Source organism: Acinetobacter sp. YH01009, assembly GCF_013420765.1.
Taxonomy (GTDB): Bacteria; Pseudomonadota; Gammaproteobacteria; order Pseudomonadales; family Moraxellaceae; genus Acinetobacter; species Acinetobacter amyesii.
The window spans coordinates 76894-97280 of the sequence record NZ_VOYE01000006.1 but is presented as its reverse complement, the minus strand read 5'-3'; the positions used below and the strand labels follow the sequence as shown (position 1 = coordinate 97280).

The 20387-nt window shown below is 42.3% G+C and carries 17 protein-coding genes; 10 read left to right on the top strand and 7 right to left on the bottom strand.

What is annotated here, in order from left to right:
* Positions 1-14 precede the first annotated feature (14 nt).
* Entirely contained in the window at positions 15-473 is a 459-nt protein-coding gene (locus FTT76_RS08110) for a DMT family transporter (RefSeq protein ID WP_180059162.1), read from the bottom strand.
* A 125-nt stretch (positions 474-598) separates the two neighbouring features.
* On the opposite strand from FTT76_RS08110, the gene hemW reads away from it, so the two are divergent.
* Both hemW and FTT76_RS08100 read left to right on the top strand, forming a co-directional pair.
* Positions 599-1753 carry a radical SAM family heme chaperone HemW gene (gene hemW / locus FTT76_RS08105; protein WP_180190377.1) on the top strand — a complete coding sequence of 385 codons (1155 nt, stop codon included), beginning with the start codon at positions 599-601 and terminating at the stop codon, positions 1751-1753.
* 135 nt (positions 1754-1888) lie between these two features.
* Positions 1889-2296: a hypothetical protein gene (locus FTT76_RS08100; RefSeq protein ID WP_180190376.1), complete on the top strand. Its 408-nt coding sequence runs from the start codon at positions 1889-1891 to the stop codon at positions 2294-2296.
* 43 nt (positions 2297-2339) lie between these two features.
* On the opposite strand, the gene FTT76_RS08095 is transcribed toward FTT76_RS08100, so the two are convergent.
* Both FTT76_RS08095 and FTT76_RS08090 read right to left on the bottom strand, forming a co-directional pair.
* Positions 2340-2642 (bottom strand): hypothetical protein, encoded by a 303-nt coding sequence (locus tag FTT76_RS08095; protein ID WP_180039449.1) that lies wholly within the window; start codon positions 2640-2642, stop codon positions 2340-2342.
* Positions 2643-2984: 342 nt separating this feature from the next.
* Positions 2985-4808: an acyl-CoA dehydrogenase C-terminal domain-containing protein gene (locus FTT76_RS08090; RefSeq protein WP_168379095.1), complete on the bottom strand. Its 1824-nt coding sequence runs from the start codon at positions 4806-4808 to the stop codon at positions 2985-2987.
* A 229-nt stretch (positions 4809-5037) separates the two neighbouring features.
* Between FTT76_RS08090 and FTT76_RS08085 the strand changes: the two genes are divergently transcribed.
* Positions 5038-7548, top strand: a complete 2511-nt coding sequence (locus tag FTT76_RS08085) for a hypothetical protein (RefSeq protein WP_180190375.1) — start codon at positions 5038-5040, stop codon at positions 7546-7548.
* An 86-nt stretch (positions 7549-7634) separates the two neighbouring features.
* Here the strand turns inward: FTT76_RS08085 and aroE are convergent, their stop codons facing one another.
* The 3 genes from aroE to hemF all read right to left on the bottom strand — a co-directional run bounded on the left by aroE (position 7635) and on the right by hemF (position 9920).
* Positions 7635-8423, bottom strand: a complete 789-nt coding sequence (gene aroE / locus FTT76_RS08080) for a shikimate dehydrogenase (protein WP_180073429.1) — start codon at positions 8421-8423, stop codon at positions 7635-7637.
* Positions 8424-8525: 102 nt separating this feature from the next.
* Positions 8526-8747, bottom strand: a complete 222-nt coding sequence (locus tag FTT76_RS08075; RefSeq protein WP_078189308.1) for a hypothetical protein — start codon at positions 8745-8747, stop codon at positions 8526-8528.
* Between the two features lie 231 nt (positions 8748-8978).
* Positions 8979-9920, bottom strand: coding sequence for an oxygen-dependent coproporphyrinogen oxidase (gene hemF, locus FTT76_RS08070; protein ID WP_180190374.1), 942 nt, complete (start codon positions 9918-9920; stop codon positions 8979-8981).
* A 276-nt stretch (positions 9921-10196) separates the two neighbouring features.
* On the opposite strand from hemF, the gene hemN reads away from it, so the two are divergent.
* Positions 10197-11570 (top strand): oxygen-independent coproporphyrinogen III oxidase, encoded by a 1374-nt coding sequence (gene hemN / locus FTT76_RS08065; RefSeq protein WP_180190373.1) that lies wholly within the window; start codon positions 10197-10199, stop codon positions 11568-11570.
* Between the two features lie 94 nt (positions 11571-11664).
* Here the strand turns inward: hemN and ribA are convergent, their stop codons facing one another.
* Complete coding sequence (gene ribA, locus FTT76_RS08060) at positions 11665-12267, bottom strand: GTP cyclohydrolase II (protein WP_168379100.1); 603 nt, start codon at positions 12265-12267, stop codon at positions 11665-11667.
* A 311-nt stretch (positions 12268-12578) separates the two neighbouring features.
* Between ribA and dxs the strand changes: the two genes are divergently transcribed.
* The 6 genes from dxs (at position 12579) to FTT76_RS08030 (ending at position 20383) form a co-directional block, all read left to right on the top strand.
* Positions 12579-14489: a 1-deoxy-D-xylulose-5-phosphate synthase gene (dxs, locus tag FTT76_RS08055; protein WP_180190372.1), complete on the top strand. Its 1911-nt coding sequence runs from the start codon at positions 12579-12581 to the stop codon at positions 14487-14489.
* 112 nt (positions 14490-14601) lie between these two features.
* Positions 14602-15432 carry an inositol monophosphatase family protein gene (locus FTT76_RS08050; RefSeq protein WP_078189303.1) on the top strand — a complete coding sequence of 277 codons (831 nt, stop codon included), beginning with the start codon at positions 14602-14604 and terminating at the stop codon, positions 15430-15432.
* Between the two features lie 457 nt (positions 15433-15889).
* Complete coding sequence (locus FTT76_RS08045; RefSeq protein WP_180190371.1) at positions 15890-17701, top strand: DEAD/DEAH box helicase; 1812 nt, start codon at positions 15890-15892, stop codon at positions 17699-17701.
* Between the two features lie 407 nt (positions 17702-18108).
* Entirely contained in the window at positions 18109-18927 is an 819-nt protein-coding gene (locus FTT76_RS08040; protein WP_168379103.1) for an ABC transporter ATP-binding protein, read from the top strand.
* Positions 18924-19703 carry a lipid asymmetry maintenance ABC transporter permease subunit MlaE gene (mlaE, locus tag FTT76_RS08035; protein WP_078189301.1) on the top strand — a complete coding sequence of 260 codons (780 nt, stop codon included), beginning with the start codon at positions 18924-18926 and terminating at the stop codon, positions 19701-19703. Before FTT76_RS08040 ends, mlaE begins: the two co-directional genes overlap by 4 nt.
* Positions 19703-20383 (top strand): outer membrane lipid asymmetry maintenance protein MlaD, encoded by a 681-nt coding sequence (locus FTT76_RS08030; protein WP_078189300.1) that lies wholly within the window; start codon positions 19703-19705, stop codon positions 20381-20383. The genes mlaE and FTT76_RS08030 overlap by 1 nt, the downstream gene beginning before the upstream one ends.
* The last annotated feature ends 4 nt before the right edge of the window (positions 20384-20387 follow it).

Sequence of the window (20387 nt, the reverse complement as noted above, 5' to 3'; positions counted from 1 at the left end):
TTAGGAATGAGGTCTTAGCGTTGGAAAGTGAGAAGCACACCAATAAAAATCACCACGCCACCCAATAAGCGTTGCCAGTTAATCGGGGTTTTTTCAGTGCCGAGCAAGCCAAAATGGTCAATTACCATCGACATTAAGATCTGTCCAAAAATAATCAGACCGGAGAGGGATAAAAAACCCAGTTTCGGTGCGGTATAAATACTGATACTGATGGCATAAACACCCAAACATCCCCCCAGCCATAAATACCAAGGGATTTGAGCAAAACTTGCAAAGTCCGGTTTTTCGACCGATTGAAAAAACACCATAAAGGCGAGGACTATTGTACCAACCAAAAAAGAAAAAAGGGCAGCTTGCAGCGGTGAATATAAATATTCACGCAATTGGCTGTTGATCGCTGTTTGAATGGTCATGGCGATACCAACACCCATCGCGAGCGGCAGTAAGTACAATAAATGGCTGCTTATTTTCATCTTGTTATCAGCAAATTCTTTTTTAATATGATCAGTCTACTGTATTCAATCAGAGTTTTCACAAGCACTCTGATGCAGTCATGTTAAAATACGCAGCATTCTTCAACGCATTTTGAGCAATCTCCTTGGCTGAATTAAATCCTGCAGTTGTTCCGTTATCTTTATACATTCATATGCCGTGGTGTGTGCGCAAATGTCCATACTGTGACTTTAATTCGCATGCGGTGCCGAATGGTGAATTGTCTTTAGACTTAGAGCAAGAATATTTACAGGCGTTGGTTGAAGACTTTAAAACGCAAGTCGATTTTGCTCAGGGTCGCCTTATTCATAGTGTATTTATTGGTGGGGGTACACCATCGCTCATTTCATCCAAAGGCTATCAATGGTTATTTGCTCAACTCAAAGCGTTAGTGCCATTTGAAGCGGACTGTGAAATTACCTTGGAAGCCAATCCGGGCACGGTTGAGCACGATCCTTTTGCCGGTTATTTAGATGCAGGGATTAATCGTCTATCTATCGGTGTGCAAAGTTTTAATACCGACCAGCTGAAAAAGCTGGGGCGGATTCATTCGAATGATGATGCGATTTCTGCCATTCAGCATGCAAAAGAGGCAGGTTTTGAACGGATAAATGTCGACTTGATGCATGGCTTGCCTGAACAAACCATTGAGCAAGCGCTTTTGGATTTGAAATTGGCTGTGGAAAATGGCGCAACGCATGTGTCGTGGTATCAGTTGACGATTGAGCCGAATACGGTCTTTTTCCGCACCCAGCCGATTCTGCCTGTCGATGATGTGCTTGAAGAGATTCAAGCGCAGGGCGAAGCCTATTTAACAGCGCAAGGCTTTATCAATTATGAAGTATCTGCATGGCGTAAAGAAAAGTCGTCGGCACATAATTTAAATTATTGGCAGTTTGGCGATTATTTGGCGATTGGCGCAGGCGCACATGGCAAAGTGACCCTTCCAGATGGAGTGTACCGTTTCCAAAAAACCCGCCTGCCAAAAGACTATTTAGCCAAAGTCCCAGCGGAGAATCTTCAGTTTAAACGCATTGAGTCAGAAGATATGCCTTTTGAATTTATGATGAATGCTTTACGGCTAAATCATGGTGTAGATGCAAGTTTGTATACGCAGAGAACGGGTGAGAGTTTAGCGCCAATCTCTGAATTATTGGCTTCATTACGTCAGCGTCAATTGATGGTGAATGATCCTGCGCGTTTGTCTTGTACTGAACAGGGGCATATCTTTTTAAACTCAGTGTTGGAAGAGTTTTTGTAATGAATGCTATTGAAAAATTGTTTTTTTAATTTAAAAAGCACGTAAATTTTTATATTTCTAATGTAGTTTGCGTCCAATTTGTAAAATTAGACCTGTAATAATCCAATACATATTACAAGAAGGACTATCCTAAAAATGAAATATATTTTAAGTGCTGCAGTATTCAGTTTAGCTTTGATTGGTTGTGCAGATAAAAAGGCTACAGTAGAAAACACGGTATCAACTGAACCAGCGTCAGCAACTACTCCGTCGAATGACATTGCTATTGCTCAGGACGAGCAAGTGATTCACTTTACAGGGCCACAAGATCTAAGCCTTGAGTTAAAAACCAAAGATAATTTTGAAACCGCACAATTGACGGATAATTCTGATCGGGTTTATGAGTTGAAACGAGCGGTTTCTGGAAGTGGTGTACGACTTGCCAATGAACAAGGCGTTTCTATTCATTTTAAAAACTTTAATGGTGTGAATGAAGGGACAGTTGAGTTGGTGAAAGATAAACCCATAGAGATCAAAGAATTTATTGCTGATAAAGCAAAGTAAAGATTAAAAAAGACCGCATTCGCGGTCTTTTTTTGAGTTTAACTTAACGATGTTTCGGTGGCATAGGGGGTAATTTATGCTGCGGTACAGGTTTGTGTTGATTGGCTTTAAATGCTGTGGCCTTATGGTTTTGTTTGGCAAATTTCGCATGAGCTTGTTGATGTTCTTTGTTCACCATGTGGGGCCCAGCAGATTTGTGATGTGTTGCTTTAGGTGGCACAGGTTTTTTATCAAAGTGTGCAGCAGGTGGTGGATTTTTATGATCGAATGCAGGCGCTGCCATTGCAGACATTGTCGCAGTTGTTGCAATCAGACCAATCATCAATGAAGACATCAATTTTTTCATGGTTACGCTCTCTATGAATTAATGAAGTCATCATAGGGGGAGGCTATGCAGAAGATATGAAGTTGTATGAGATACAAATGTAAAGCTAAAATTATGGAGTTAAATTTACTTTAAGTATTTAATATTTATTAAATAAAATTATGTTTTAGCGATAAGGTGTTCTATTTTTGTTGAAAAATACAACAAAATTTCTCCATATAAAGTTCATCTTTATACATTGTTATTACCTCATGAAGAAATTAAGAATACTACTCGTAATTCCTATAGATCAAAATTAAAAGAGAAGACAAAAAAGACCGCCGAAGCGGTCTTTTTATAGAGTCATTTAACTCGGTTTAAAGCTTAGTAGTCAAAGCTAAAGTGTTCAGGAGCCAAAGAAGTCATGGTCTTCGATGGGTTAACCATTGCTTCAGCGTGACCTTGTGAGCGTGGTAATAGACGTTCAAAGTAGAAGTCAGCCACTTTGATTTTTGCTTTATAGAACTCAGGAACTTCTGCACCATTGCCTTCTGCTAATTTTTCAGAAGCTACGGCAGCTTGTTGTGCCCAGAAATAAGCCATCATCACGTAGCCAGAGAACATTAAGAAATCTACAGATGCAGAAGATACGATGTCACGGTCTTTACGTGCTGCAAGCATGATACGAACCGTTAATGCATTCCACTGTGCGCAAAGCTTCGTTAAGTCCCACGCAAAACGACGCATGTATTTGTTACGTGCATGTTGACCACAGAACTTCAAGATTTCAGCTGTGTAGTCACGAATCACTTTACCTTTAGAGGTCAGCAGAACTTTACGACCAATCAAGTCTAGTGCTTGAACACCGGTTGTGCCTTCGTAGAGAGTAGAGATACGTGAGTCACGAACAATTTGTTCCATGCCCCATTCTTTAATATAACCATGACCTCCGTATACTTGCATACCATGGTTTGCAGCTTCATAACCCATTTCGGTTAAGAAACCTTTGAGAATCGGGGTGTAGAAGCCTAAGTGGTCATCATGTGCTTCAAACGCTGCTGTATCACCGCGGGTTAAAGCATCAGTCATTTTGTCCGCAATTTGAGCTGCATAGTAAATCATTGAACGGCCGCCTTCAGCGATCGCTTTTTGAGTTAAAAGCATACGACGTACGTCTGCATGGTGAATAATCGCATCGGCTACTTTTTCAGGATCTTTTTTACCTGAAAGTGCGCGCATAGACATACGTTCTTTGGCATATGGAAGAGCGCCTTGGAATGCCAATTCAGCATGTGCAATGCCTTGGATCGCTGTACCAATACGTGCAGTGTTCATAAAGGTGAACATTGCGTGTAGGCCTTTGTGTTTTTCACCGATCAAGTAACCAATCGCATTGTCAAAGTTCAACACAGCTGTTGCTGAAGCACGGATCCCCATTTTGTGTTCAATCGAACCACAAGTCACAGGGTTGCGTTCGCCCACTGAACCGTCTGCATTCACAAGGAATTTTGGAACGATGAACAATGAAATCCCTTTAGTACCTGCAGGAGCATCTGGAAGACGAGCAAGTACGATATGCACGATGTTATCTGTTAAATCATGCTCACCCGCAGAGATGAAGATTTTTGTACCAGAAATTGCATAGCTGCCGTCAGCTTGAGGTTCCGCTTTGGTTTTTACCTGACCTAAGTCGGTACCGCATTGAGGTTCAGTTAAGCACATGGTGCCTGACCAAGTTCCAGCAACAAGGTTCGGTAAATATTGGTTTTTCTGTTCTTCTGAACCAAATTGTAGAATGGTGTTGATACAACCTACGCTGAGGCCTGGATACATTTGGAATGACCAGTTTGCTGTACCCATCATTTCAGATTTGATGAGATTCAACGACTGTGGCAAGTTTTGACCGCCAAATTCTTCAGGGAAAGACAGACCTTGCCAGCCACCCTGTACAAATTGGTCATAGGCTTCTTTAAAACCTTTTGGTGTTTTTACATCGCCATTTTCAAAATGACAGCCTTCTTCATCACCCGTTTGGTTTAAAGGCGAAAGGATGTTTTCACAAAAATCCGCTGCACCTTCTAAAATCATGTCGACAGTGTCTGCATCAGCAGCTTCACCATTAGACAAAGTTTTGTAATGTGCTGGGTAATCGAGTACTTCATTCATTAAGAAACGAATATCGTGTAAAGGCGCTTTATATGCAGGCATAATCTTAATCCTAATATCTAAATTTTTTGGATTATCTGTATTGATGATTTGATTATTCATAATTTCATCTAAAAAACATTGATGAATACGCCCTTAAAAAATGTCAGAAAGGCGAATTGTAATATTTAACCAACATGTGAAAAATAAACTTCTGATAGACTTGATGTTGATCTTTTGATCATTTTTTTCTTTTAATAAATCATAAAGAACTTAGGTCTTTCGTACAATTATGCGATTAAAATATATAACACTTTGTTTACTGGGTTTGAGTATTACTGGGTGTGCTCAACATGTCATAAAAACCAATTCAACGGATCAGTCTCTCGGGCAACAAGCCACTCAAGGCTTAAACGCAATGTTTGAAAATGCCAGTTATGACATGAAAGGGCAATTTTCAATTCAGACCGATATTCAGTTCGATGAAAAAAAGCCTGAAACCAAGTCAAAACCTGCAACTAGTACACAGCCAGAGCTGGATCCTAAACTTAAAAAACAACTGGATCAGTTGATTAAAACCCAAAATATTCCATTTAGCCAAAAAGAAAAGAAACAGCTCTATCAAGCCATTGCCAATGAATCAATCCCTCCATCAGCGCGCTATAGCGATGAAGAGGATGGCGTTTCTCCGCAATCCAAAATTGCACAATCACTACTGAATGTGTTGAATGATTTACAGTTTAGCTATAGCGGTTCAGTACATTTTAGAGAAAAACTTGCTGCCTTAACCTTACAACTGAGTTATCAAAAACCGACCTTGCAGGTCAATGCACAATTGCCGATGATCATTGATTTTAAGCAACATAAATTTTATACCAACTACTTTGCGTTCATGCCGTTTATGGTGAATCGTGAAAGCCAAAGCAGCTTGGCTTATGTGGATTTTTCAAAACATAAAGACACGATTGCTCAGTACGATTTGAAAAAATTTGCTGACTATTTAAAACAAATGAATGCTTTGCCCTATGTCTTGGCAGAGCCGAATCAAGTGCAAAATATTGCTTTAACACGTGATGAAAAAAATGCAGGGCTGACTAAAAAAATCCGCTATGTGGGTGATCTCGATGCGCTATACACCCAGCTTGAACTTTTTGATTTTGTGAACGCCAACTATTACACCACGCAAATCAAAGGTCAGCGCAATAGTGACGCTGAGCAAGATGAATCTGTGGACGCTGCTGTGCATCACAGTGCTTCCGAAGAGGCGATGGCTGCGGCTGAAGCGGCGGGAGGGACTGCAGTAGCGGCAGCAGCTGAGGATGAAGACTATGATGCGGCTTATGTATCTGTAGAACGTGTGAATGAGCTGCTCAATGCGAAAATGCATGGCCTGATGTATCACCAAGATGAAACGGAAGAAGAACAAACGTCTTCTGCAGCTGAATCTGCTGAATACGCGATCGATACTGCAAGTGCATATGCGGAGGCGACCGCGGCTGATGACGAAGAAGTCTATAGTGCGGATACAGAAGAAACCGAAGCTTATGCGGCTTCCGAAGATGATGATGAAACAGCGAACTTATCTGAGGAAGTCTGTCAGGCCTTGATGAACACCAAACAGGTGCCGATTGGTAAAGTCACGCTGTGTCAGGATTATCAAGATGTTCGGGTAATACCGTTGCAAGAAGATGCTGTACCATCGGCCTCTGCTGCGGACGCATCCAATACAGATTCAGAGATTTCGGACGCCGTTGAGCAGTTAAAACCAGTATTCCAGCAATATCAAAGTGAACAACTTGTCGATGTCCAACAATTCCAGCAATTATGGCAAAAGCATCAAGTTGAAATTGCGCAGGTGCTGAATGCACAGGATAAATCATCTTCGAATGTCGTGATGGATGTAGGCTTAGATCACAAAGGCCGAGTCCAAGCAATGGACTATCAATTGGCTTTTAATGAGCCACGTCTTGGTCAATTAAAGCTAAAAAGTAGCAACCAAATTTTGAATTATGGCAATGCGACTAAAATTGATCGTCAAGCCATGAAACAGGCAAAATCCATTGAGGAAGTCAGTAAAGATTCACTCTTTGAAAATATGTTGAAAGGTCTGCTTGCGCCAATCACGGGAAATGATCCTTTGCTTGTTGAAGCAGAAACTGCATCGGTTGATGATGTCCGTGCTACAAATGAAGAAATCGAACTTCCTGAATATCTCAGTACTGTGGCTTTGCAAAGTTATAAGCGCCATCAATCTGAAGTGAAAGCCTATCAAGCGGCATTTGTCGTGGCATTTGCTAACTATCGCGCTCAATATGTGCGTTATTACTCAGCCAATGATTTGAATGAAATTGCGGAAGTCTATGCGTATCGATTTGTTGATGGCTTAAAAGAGCCAACAGGCAATGCGCTGAAACGTTTAAATCAATTACGTGATAAGCATGCTTTGCATCGCTATCAAGACTTTGATGACTTAGGTTCTTCGGTCAACCATTATGTACAGTCAGGAATTGGCGAGTACAAAGCTCAGGTTGAATGGAAACAATTGCAAAAAACTTATAAGACTGATCAGGCGATTTTTGCACATTTATATCAACAAAACTTTTTAGCCAGTTATGAACTGGAAGGAACTGAAAAAGCGCATTTGGTGAAAGCATCAAAAATCTATGCGCAAGCCTTTGCTGATGATATCAAAGGAAAATTATCAGAAGCGTCATTGCAAGGCCTAGCAGCAGAACACGAAGAGTTGTTCAGCCAATCGGCTTATTATGAGACCTATAAGGCGATACAAAAACACAAGAACTAAGTTGGATCAAAAAAAGAACCTCAATTGAGGTTCTTTTTTTAGGTGTTTCGACTGCTCAGAAAGTGAATTGAGCAAATCATTTTGAATTATAGAAAGTCTTTTAGATCAGGTTTGACGCCATTCCAAATGGAAAAAGATTCAATCGCTTGACCAACCAACATGCCAAAACCTTCTGAGGTTGGAACATGGCGTGCTTTGGCTTGATCCAAAAATGTCGACGGTTTGCCATAGGCCATTTCATAAGCATGTGTAAATTGTAAAGCTTCAGGCAAAATCAGTGCATCACCCGTTAAACTGGCCGATGTTGCGTTAATCACCAGATCAAATTGACCTGCTAAGTCGGCGAGGGCAATGGCTGCAAGTTCAGCATTGGGTACAGCAGTTTTTAAGTCAGCGACCAATTGTTCAGCACGCGCTAAAGTACGGTTGGCAATGACGATTTTTTTGGCCCCAGCTTGTACCAGCGGATAAATCACGCCACGTGTTGCACCACCTGCACCAATGATCAATATATCGCTCTGTTCTAAATTCCAATCTAAGGCACGGATGGCATCGACTAGGCCTTGTCCATCGGTATTATCGCCATGGAGTGTGCCATCTTGCATCCATAGTGTATTGACCGCACCTGCAATTTTGGCACGTTCAGTAAGGACGGCACATTGTGCATAGGCTTGTTCTTTAAACGGAACAGTGACATTCATACCGATGCCACCTTCGGCAAAGAAGGATTCGACACTGTGCTGAAAACCATCAAGTGGCGCAAGTCGTTTGCTGTACTGAATGTCGAGGCCTGTTTTTTCAGCGAAGGCATGATGAAGTTCAGGTGAGCGTGATTGTTCAATCGGGTTGCCAATCACGGCAAATTGTTTGCTCATTGCACAGCGTCCATGTAGATGTGAAAGAGCAGACAATATACGCCAAATCTGATGATGGCTAAAGTTCGGGCAGTCTTAAAATCGTGAAATAAAGGGGGAAAATTAAGGATTACAAATATCTAAGACGCTTTGAATCAAGATGCTGGCAGCACTAATGACTAAACCAATCAAGGCAACCACCATGAAGCCAATGGCCAAATTATCATTCAAAGACGTTTCGGAAAAAATATTAGTACTGATAGCGCTGATCAGCACAACAGCAAAGCTCCAAAACACCAAGGCAGTAAGACTGACTGCTTTTTTATTGAGTGTTTGATGTGTCATGTGCGTTGTACTCCGTACAAGAAAGTTACAGCCATGAGTTTATTGACACATTGTGCAATGACATAGCTTAAAGCTGTTTAAAAGATGTGTCATTGTTGAGCAATATGATTACAAAGTAAATGCTTAAAAAATTTATTTATGCATCAAGATATTACCTAGAAATACAAATACTTTAATTAAAAGGCAATGAAAAGCCCCTGATGGACAGAGGCAAATACACGTTTATCCGTTTTATTTCAGCGTATTCAGCCAATCTTGCGGTTTTAAATAAAAGTCAGTCAGTCTTTTTTCAGCAGAATTTTCTTCCCATTCAGGACGATATGACCAGCCCGCCAAAGGTGGCATACTTACTAAAATGGATTCAATACGCCCACCAGTTTGTAAACCAAATAAGGTGCCACGGTCATAGACCAGGTTATATTCAACGTAACGACCACGACGGTAAAGTTGGAAGTCTCGTTGTGCTTCGGTATAGGCTTTGTCTTGGTTTCTTTGGAAGATCGGTAAAATTGCCTCTAAATAACCATTACCGACGGCCTGCATATATTTGAAACAGGTTTCAAAGTCCCATTGGTTGAGATCATCAAAGAATAAACCACCCACACCACGTTGTTCATCACGGTGTTTGAGATAGAAATAGTCATCACACCATTTCTTATGTTCATCATAGAGCGTATCGCTAAATGGGGCACAAAGATCATGGGCAGTTTGATGCCAAGACAAGACATCTTCATCATTTGGATAAAATGGAGTGAGGTCAAAACCACCGCCAAACCACCAAATCGGATCTTGTCCTTCTTTTTCCGCGACAAATAAACGCACATTGGCATGTGAGGTTGGGACGTTGGGGTTTTTCGGGTGAATTACCAATGACACGCCCATGGCTTGCGCTTTTGCACCTGCAATAGCGGGATGGCGTTCAGTCGCTGAGGCAGGTAATTTTGAAATGTTGATGTGCGAGAACATCACACCACCTTTTTCAATCACCGTCCCATTTTGTAGAACACGTGAGCGACCACCACCACCTTCAGGGCGCTCCCAGTCATCGATCGCAAATTCGGCACTTCCGCCACCAGCACGTTCTTGCTGTTCCAATGCGGCACAAATCCGTGCCTGTAAATCGCGAAGGAATTCATCTACACGTTGAATATCGGCTGAAGTTGGATTCTGCATGGTGACCTTTATTAAAATAATTTAAAGATAAGTGTCATCAAAGCATAAATTACGTGAAAACTTAAGGCATTTTTCCCGATACTCAGCATCGGCTCTTTGCTTTAAATCTAGAAATCTAGTGATTAAACCAAAAGTTCCTGCGTAGTGAGCAGAAGTACTCAGGCCAAAATTGGGGCTATTCCGACAAATTTGCTAGGTTGAATTCACTTCTGAAGCTCAGCACAATAATCATAAGGTAGATTTAAATTGAATCTCATTGATTGAAATGGTGCATCGATGTCTCAGCAGGCGAGTTCTTTAATTCAAAAATATAATGTACCAGGTCCACGCTATACCAGTTATCCAACCGTGCCGTATTGGGAGGAAGCTGAGTTTTCATTGCAACAGTGGACACAGGGCTTGAAGCGTTCATTTGATGAGAGCAATCACCTCGAAGGCATCAGTCTGTACATTCATCTGCCATTTTGTGAAAGCTTATGTACGTTTTGTGGTTGCCATAAAAAAGTTACGAAAAAACATGAGATGGAGCTGCCTTATATTCAGGCGGTGCTGAAAGAATGGGACTTATATTGTCAGCTCTTGGTCGACCGGCCAATAATTAAAGAAATTCATTTGGGCGGGGGAACGCCTACTTTCTTTTCTCCTGAGCATCTCACCCAGTTGATTCAAGGGATTTTAGCGCAGGCAGATATTGCTGATGCACATGAATTTAGTTTTGAAGGGCATCCGAACAATACCACACGTGAGCATTTACAAGCCTTGTACGAAGTTGGGTTTCGACGCGTGAGCTATGGGGTGCAGGATTATAATGAAAAAGTGCAAAAAGCCATCCACCGTATTCAGCCCTTTGCACATGTTGAACAAGTAACACAGTGGGCACGTGATATTGGCTATACCTCTATTTCACATGATTTGGTTTTTGGTCTGCCATTTCAGGATTTAAACGATGTGTTGCATACCATTGAACAGACCACTCGTTTGATGCCAGATCGTCTAGCCTTTTATAGCTATGCACATGTGCCGTGGATTAAGGGCAATGGTCAGCGTGGTTTTAAAGATGCTGATGTCCCGAAAGATGATTTAAAGCGCCAATGCTATGAAGAGGGTAAAAAAAAGTTACTAGCGCATGGCTATCATGAAATTGGGATGGATCATTTTGCATTAACCCAAGATCCGATGTATCAAGCTTTTCAGCAGGGCAGTTTGCACCGTAATTTTATGGGCTATACCGCATCGAAAACCCAAGTAATGATTGGTCTCGGCTTATCCTCGATCAGTGACAGTTGGTACAGCTTTGCACAAAATGAAAAGAAAATTGAAGACTATTATGCACGTTTAGAAGCGAATGAAATTCCAGTCTATCGGGGGCATGTGCTGACAGATGAGGACTTAATCATTCGTAAACATATTCTTAATTTGATGTGTAGTTTCCAAACTTCTTGGGCAGGTCCAGAAATGCAATTTCCTGAGCTTGATGACGTATTAGCGCAATTGGCTGAAATGCAAGAAGATGGTTTGCTGGAGATTTTTGATCAGCACATTCAGGTGCGTGATGCGGGCAAACCTTTTGTCCGCAATATTTGCATGGCTTTTGATTTACGATTAAAACGACGTGTTCCAGAAAATCGTATTTTTTCGATGACGATTTGAATCTCCCTTAACCCCTCTTTAATAAAGAGGGGAAAGCCTCCCTTTTGTAAAGGGAGGTTTGGAGGGATTAATTTATGGAGAATTTAAAGGATTTTTAAAAATCGTCCTTTTGATACATATGCGACATACGATCATGTTTGGTTTTTAAATATTGTTCGTTGAATGGATTTAAACCCACAGTAAGCGGAACACGATCAACGACATTCACCCCTTGCTCTTGGAGCGCTTCAATTTTTAATGGGTTATTGGTAATTAGACGCACTGCAGTAATGTTGAGATGATTCAACATGATAGGACACATATCATAACGACGTGCATCGGCAGGAAGATCCAATAATAAATTGGCATCCACTGTGTCATGGCCTTGGTCTTGTAGGGCATAGGCACGGATTTTATTGGTTAAACCAATACCGCGACCTTCTTGGCGTAAATATAAAATCACCCCTTGACCCGCTTCATTAATTAATTTTTGGGTGGCTTGAAGTTGTGGGCCACAGTCACATTTGAGTGAAGCGAAGGCATCACCAGTCAGGCATTCGGAGTGGATACGTACTAAAACAGGTTCAGTAGGAGCTTGTTCTAGTCCTTTAGAGAGTGCGACATGTTCTTCACCGGTTTCAGGATCCTGAAAAACCGTAATATTGAATTCACCAAAAGCGGTCGGTAATCTTGACGTTGCGACAAATTCTATAGGCACTGCTTAACCCGTTTATTCGATTATAAATTGGCTAAAGTATAGCGTAATGCTTGGACATTGGTAGAATTGCAACGACGAATTTATGCAGAACATTTTCTTTTTTGTATAAAGCGAACGATAATAGTTGATAAATAGGAAGATTATTCAGGATAATCTGACTCATTCAAAATCTCCCCAACGAGATCATTGCTAAAAATTACATCGCTACAAGTTTGGCTGATTGTAAGGTGATACAATTCGACGATATGATCGAGTTACCCATTTAGACCGAGCTTAGGAATTTGCCAGGCTTTAGAAGGCTTTGCCACATTATGCTGTATAAAGAAATACCATCTCAACGCCCTGTAACACCGTTGCTGGATACGATTAACCATCCTCAACAACTTCGTTTACTCGAGCGCAGCCAATTAGAGCAAGTGGCGGATGAGTTACGTCAATTTATTTTGTATGCGGCCGGACAAAGTGGTGGGCATTTTGGTGCCAATCTTGGGGTGATCGAATTAACCGTGGCATTACATTACTGTTTTGAAACGCCACGTGATCGTCTGATTTGGGATGTGGGTCATCAAGCCTATCCGCATAAAGCCTTGACCGGTCGTCGTGAACAATTAGTGACGATTCGTGCCAAAGATGGTTTGGCTGCGTTTCCTGCCCGTGAAGAATCTGAATTTGACACCTTTGGCGTAGGCCATTCATCAACAGCGATTTCTGCTGGTCTTGGGATGTCATTGGCACGTCGCTTCAAGCAAGATCCCTGTCATGTGGTTGCAATCGTGGGTGATGGCGCGATGACAGCGGGCATGGCTTTTGAAGCCATGAACGATGCGGTGGCACACAATGCTGACCTCATGGTGGTATTGAACGACAACGATATGTCGATCTCATGCAGTACTGGTGGTTTTGCTAAGCATTTGGCTGCGATTTGGGAAAGTGGTCAATCGGTGAATATTTCTGAAAATGGCGAAGCCTATATTCAACCGCATCCTGAATGGGCGTATAACTCACGCCTACATTGTGCTGCGACCGATGCTGCAGATAACTTATTTAAAGCCATTGGCTTTAACTACTTTGGTCCTTTTGATGGGCACGATGTTGAACAATTAACACATGTGTTTGAAGCCTTAAAAAAACGCACAGGCCCACGTTTAGTGCATGTCTATACCAAAAAAGGTAAAGGCTTTGCACCTGCCGAAGCAGATCAAATCAAATACCATGCCATCAGTAAAGTGAATGCACCCGTTGCAGTGGCAACTGCACCGAAATATTCAGATGTTTTTGGTCAGTGGTTATGTGATGAAGCTGCACAGGATGATCGTTTATTGGCGATTACTCCAGCGATGTGTGAAGGCTCAGGCATGGTGCAATTTGCCAAGCAGTTCCCTGAGCGCTTCTTTGATGTTGCCATTGCAGAACAACATGCGGTGACTTTGGCTGCGGGTATGGCCTGTGAAGGGGTAAAACCGGTTGTTGCAATCTATTCAACCTTCTTACAACGTGGTTATGACCAGCTGATTCATGACGTCGCTTTGCAAAATCTTGATGTGACATTTGGTATCGACCGTGCAGGTTTGGTTGGTGAAGATGGCCCAACGCATGCCGGTGCATATGATTATGCCTTTATGCGTACCGTGCCAAACATGGTGATCATGGCGCCGAAAGACGAAAATGAATGTCGTCAAATGTTGCATACGGCTTATTTGTATAAAGGCCCAGCGGCGGTACGTTACCCACGTGGTAATGGACTGGGTGTTGAGATTCAGCAAGAGATGATTGAGCTTGAAATTGGCCGTGGTGAAATTGTTGCAAACTTCAATGATCAGCAAGATGACACCATTTCTATACTGACTTTTGGTAGTCGTGTTCAAGCGGCACTAGAGGCAGGGCAGGCTTTAGCGACAAAGCTAGATGTGGCTGTACGTGTGATTAATATGCGCTTCGTGAAGCCATTAGATACACAGTTGATCGATCAAATCGCAGCAAGTACGCAACTATTTGTGACAGTTGAAGAGCATGCAGTCATGGCGGGTGCGGGCAGTGCAGTAAATGAATATTTAGCCCAAGCAGGCGTGGTTAAGCCTGTGCTGAATTTAGGTTTGGCTGACGAGTTCATGCATCAAGCAACACATGCTCAAATGTTGCATCAGGCTGGACTGGATGCTGAAGGCATTGGCGCTTCAGTGACACAGAGCTGGCTAAAACATAAGCAAACAGTGGTTTGTTGAATTTCTAATTTTTAGAAACATTTTTTCCCTAAAAGCCCTTATATTTGATAAGATATAAGGGCTTTTATGCATTATTCTTTATCAGTATCTTCAAATTTGTAGTGGGTGTTCAATGGAACCTATGGTGGTTATGGCTGCGCGTGCGGCTCAATTAGTTGGTCAAGAGCTTTTAAAAGCGCATCAAAATCGTCATAAACTCGATCTACAAGTCGAAGAAAAAGGAATTGATGGTCCAGTAACGCGTGTAGACCGTTATTTGGAACAATTGACTATCGATACCCTACGTAAAAGCTATAAAAATCACAGTTTCCTAGGCGAAGAGTTTGGTCTTCAAGAAGGCAAAGGTCACGACGCTGATTGGTGTTGGATCATCGACCCACTTGATGGCACATTAAACTTTGTCAATGGTGTTCCACATTTCTGTATCTCTATTGCAGTTCAACATAAAGGTGTAACTCAACACGGTGTTATTTATGACCCTGTGAAAGATGAGTTGTTCTCTGCAAGCCGTGGTCGCGGTGCGATGATGAATCAACGCCGTATTCGTGTAAATGTAAAAGACAGCTTAGAAAACACTTTCCTTTCAGTGGGTCATGCGTATCGTAAAATTCGTAATGGCGAAGTGGTTTCTTATGCGAAAAACCATTTCAACTCATTGTTAAATGTGACTGAAGCCGGTGCTCAATACCGTCGTTCAGGTTCTGCTGCTCTTGATCTAGCATATGTTGCTGCCGGTCGTTTCGATGGTTATTTCGAACTTGGTTTGAAACCTTGGGACATCGCTGCGGGTGAACTTATTGTGAAAGAAGCGGGTGGTACTGTGGTTGATGCTCGTGGTGGTAACGACTCAATGGACAATGGTCAAGTACTTGCATGTTCTATGAAAATGCTTAAACCGCTTATGCAAGCTGTTGTTCCAGCTTGGGGTGAAGCTGCTAAATAATAGAACGCTTAGTTCGAGTTTATTGACAGAATAATGAAATAAAGCCCTCTTTATGAGGGCTTTATTTTTGTCTAATCGGTCAAAAATAATGGCTTAAACACCTATAATTTAAAGCTTCTTACAAAAAATATTCTGAAGTTGACTAAAACAGGTGACATTTAAAAACTTTCTGCTATAATCCCCGCACGCACTAAATTTCGTTCATTACCTGAACATTCTCTTCTATCATTGTGTATGCGCGTTCCGGTCCAAAGAGAGGACGATATTTCGCGCCCCACCCAATCGCTAAGCGATTCCTTCAGGTTGCGGCTGTAATCATGTGTGCGTTATACGCATCGTCGTTCTCGGATCGCCGCTGATTCTATATTTTCAGCGTCTTTTGCTGTGCCGCTTTTTGCCGATGTCCATCTGAATTTATATTTTTAATGGAGCACCCATTTTTGGGGTGAAATACTCTATGAGCAAAACTTTTGCTGATTTTCCTTTACATGAGTCGTTACAACTAGCATTACAAGGTCTAGGTTTTACTACTCCGACTCCAGTGCAAGAACAATCAATTCCAGCTGCATTAGAAGGTAAAGACCTTCTTGTATCAAGCCAAACTGGTTCTGGTAAAACTGCTGCATTCTTACTCCCAACTGTGAATGCTTTGGCTGGTCAAGACACATTGATGTCTTTCAAAGAGCGCATGAAAGCGGTAACTGCACCGTCTATTCTTGTACTTTGCCCTACACGTGAATTGGCTCAACAGGTTAGCCAAGACGCAATTGCTTTAGTACGTCACATGAAAGGTGTTCGTATTGCTGCAATTATGGGTGGTATGCCTTTCGGTAAACAAATCCAACAGCTTAAAGGTGCACAAGTTGTCGTAGCGACTCCAGGTCGTTTACTTGACTTGGTTAACCGTCGTCAAATTAAATTAGACAACGTTGATGCGTTAATTGTTGACGAAGCTGACCGTATGCTTGACTTAGGTTTCTCTGAAGACCTAGAAGCGATCAGCGACTTGGCTGCTAACCGTAAACAAACATTAATGTTCTCTGCAACATTTGCGCTGCGTATCATTACACTTGCAGAACGCATGATGAATGATCCACAGCGTATTGCGATTGAAACTGGTCATTCTACAAATACTGACATTACTCAGACACTTCACTGGACTGACGGTTTCGAACACAAGAAAAAACTTTTGACTCACTGGTTATCTGATGAGTCTGTAGACCAAGCAGTTGTATTCGCATCTACTCAAGAAGATACAGATATGTTGGCTGAAGAACTTGCAGAAGCAGGTCACTCAGTTGTCGCTCTTCACGGTGCAATGCCACAAACTGTACGTAACCGTCGTTTACGTAGCATTCGTGAAGGTCGTGCAAAAATCTTAGTTGCGACTGACGTTGCTGCACGTGGTCTAGACGTACCAACTATTTCTCACGTAATTAACTTCGGTCTTCCAATGAAGAACGAAGACTATGTACACCGTATCGGTCGTACAGGTCGTGCGGGCCGTACTGGTAACGCGATTACTTTAGCGACTTACCGTGAACGCGGTAAAATCCGTGCTTTAGAAGACTTCTTAGATGCACGTTTAAATGTATCTGAAATTGAAGGTCTTGAGCCATCTCCACCTCCTGCACGTGGTAGCCGTGATGGCGGTCGTGGTCGTCGTGATGGCGGTCGCAGTGGTCGTGGTGGTTTCGGTGGCGGTCGTCGTTTTGAAGGTGAATCAAACTTCAAACGTCGTGAAGGCAACCGTGATGGCGAACGTCGTTCATTCGGTGGCGAAGATCGTCCACGTCGCGAATACAACAACGATCGTCCACGTCGTGAAGGTGGTTTCGAAGATCGTCCACGTCGCGAATTTAACAACGATCGTCCACGTCGTGAAGGCGGTTTCGAAGATCGTCCACGTCGCGAATTTAACAACGATCGTCCACGTCGTGAAGGCGGTTTTGAAGATCGTCCACGTCGCGAATTTAACAGCGATCGTCCACGTCGTGAAGGTGGTTTTGACCGTCGTTCTAACGATGACAACCGTGGTAACCGTGTAGATTATAAACCAGCTCGTGAAGGTTATGGCGATCGTCCAAAACGTTCATTTGGTGAAGATCGTCCACGTCGTGAATTCAACGGTGACCGTCCTCAACGTTCATTTGGTGAAGATCGTCCAAAACGTTTCGGCGATGACCGTCCAAAACGTTTTGGTGATGATAAACCACGTGGCGAACGCACTTTCGGTGAAGACCGTCCACGTCGTAAATTCAATGACTAATTGAATTTCGAAAGAAATATCGAAAAAACCGGTGGAAACACCGGTTTTTTTTATGGATTTAAATTAGCTTTTTAATCAGAAAAATGTATACTTGATCAAACTTTATGTGTTTAATGATAATTAATATGAACGGAAACGCGTTGGCAAATATGCGTACAGTGATGATCGAGGTACTTATGCCTTATATCGGTTTGACACTCTTATTGTGTAATATCGTTTACTATATATACAATTATTTTAACTAAATTCTTCTTTTGGGTTGAAAACACCCTCTATAAAATCGCATTAATAATAAAAAACAATTTACCTGATGGAATGCAGGGATATGCGCTCATGCAATGGTAACATTTTAAACTTCAATCCTTTATAGTATGCATGCTGAAAAAAATGCAGGAAAATCCTCAGCTATGAATAATCAAACGTCTTCTCAGACTCAGGCACTGATCGAAGTGAAAAACCTGAGTTTTAAGCGAGGAGAGCGCGTCATTTATGACAATGTCAGTTTAAAAATTCGTCGTGGTCAGATCACTGCAATTATGGGTCCATCTGGTACAGGTAAAACGACTTTACTCCGTTTAATTGGTGGTCAATTGACTCCCGATAATGGAGAAGTGTTGCTTGATGGGCAAAACATTGCACAGATGTCACGTCAGGAGCTCTTCGCTGCGCGTGCGCGTATGGGGATGTTGTTTCAGAGCGGCGCATTATTTACCGATATGTCGGTATATGAAAACGTAGCCTTTCCAATTCGTGCGCATACCAAGTTGCCAGAGCATTTGATCGCTGAAATTGTTGCGTTGAAATTAGAGTCGGTTGGTTTACGTGGTGCAGAACAAATGATGCCCTCTGAACTTTCAGGTGGTATGAATCGTCGTGTGGCTTTGGCCCGTGCAATTGCACTCGATCCTGAGCTGATCATGTATGACGAACCCTTTGCAGGGCAAGACCCGATTGTGATGGGGGTATTAACTCGCTTGATTCGTTCGCTACGTGAAGCTTTAGATCTAACCACGATTATTGTTTCGCATGATGTGGCTGAAACATTATCAATTGCAGATTACATCTACGTGGTAGCTGAAGGGAAAGTGCAGGGCGAGGGAACACCTGAGCAGTTAAAAGCACATGCTTCGCCTTTTGTGAAGCAGTTCTTGACGGGTTCGGTAGAAGGTCCGGTCGATTATCAATTCAGTCATCAGCCCTATTTAAATCATGAGGTTCGTTCATGAATGCTATTGCCGCATTAGGTAGACGCGTCATTGAACGTGTTCGAGGAATCGGCGTAGCAACCATTATGTTGCTGCAGATTCTTTTTTCCATGCCGACTTTACTTGGCGTGAAATTGTTTATTTATCAGATGTACCGTGTTGGTGTGCTTTCATTACTGATTATTGTGGTATCTGGCTTATTTATTGGCTCAGTACTGGGTTTGCAGATGTATAGCATTCTGTCGACCTTTGGTAGTGAAGCGATGCTCGGCACCGCAGTTGCACTGACTTTATTGCGTGAACTTGCACCTGTGGTTGCGGCTTTACTCTTTGCAGGTCGTGCAGGTTCAGCTTTAACGGCTGAAATTGGTTTGATGAAAGCCACTGAGCAGTTGTCGAGTATGGAAATGATCGGGGTCGATCCATTAAAACGAGTGATCTCGCCTCGACTTTGGGCTGGTATTTTTAGCTTGCCAATGTTGTCGGTGATTTTCGCTGCGGTCGGCATCATGGGTGGTAAATTGGTGGGTGTTGATTTTCTGGGTGCAGATGAAGGCTCTTATTGGAGTGGCATCGAGAACAGTGTGCAATTCTTTAAAGACGTCTTTAATGGCACCATCATCAAAAGTTTTGTTTTTGCATTAATTTGTACTTGGATTGCGGTCTATCAGGGTTATGCCTGTGTCCCAACTTCAGAAGGTATTGCAACGTCGACCACACGTACTGTCGTGTATTCTTCGTTGTGTGTTTTAGGATCAGATTTCGTGTTGACTGCGGTCATGTTCGGAGGTATTTAATGAAATCACGTACGAGTGAACTGGCCGTCGGTTTTTTTGTCATTCTTTTTGCTATCGCTATTTTCTTCTTGGCGATGCGTGTGAGTGGTTTGGTCGGCAATAACATCGAAGACAGTTATGAATTGACCGCGACATTTGAAAATGTAAACGGGATTAAACCCCGCGCCAAAGTCACCTTAAGTGGCGTTAAAGTTGGTCAAGTGGAATCATTGAAACTCGATCCTGTGACGCGTTTAGTGACAGCACATCTGATTATGGATGGCTCATTAACCTCTTATAACGCAGAACAATTAAAAGAAGTGCAAAAGAATGCACTCGAAGAGCTGCGTTACACATCAGACTATGAAGCAGCAACACCTGCGAAACAAAAAGAAATGGAACAGCAACTGATTGCTAACATGAAATCCATCACCAATATCGATGAAGATGCTTACATTATGGTTGCAACCAATGGTTTATTGGGCGAGAAATATTTGAAAATTGTACCGGGTGGTGGTGTCAACTTCTTAAAACGTGGTGACCAAATTGGTAATACCCAAGGTACGATGGAAATCGAAGATTTGGTGTCTAAATTTGTGACCGGTGGTGCAGGGAACAAATCTGACAGCACAGCAGAAGCTGAACAAAAAACAGAAGCTGCTGACACAACAACGGCAGAAGAACCTGCATTTGTTGAATAATTTT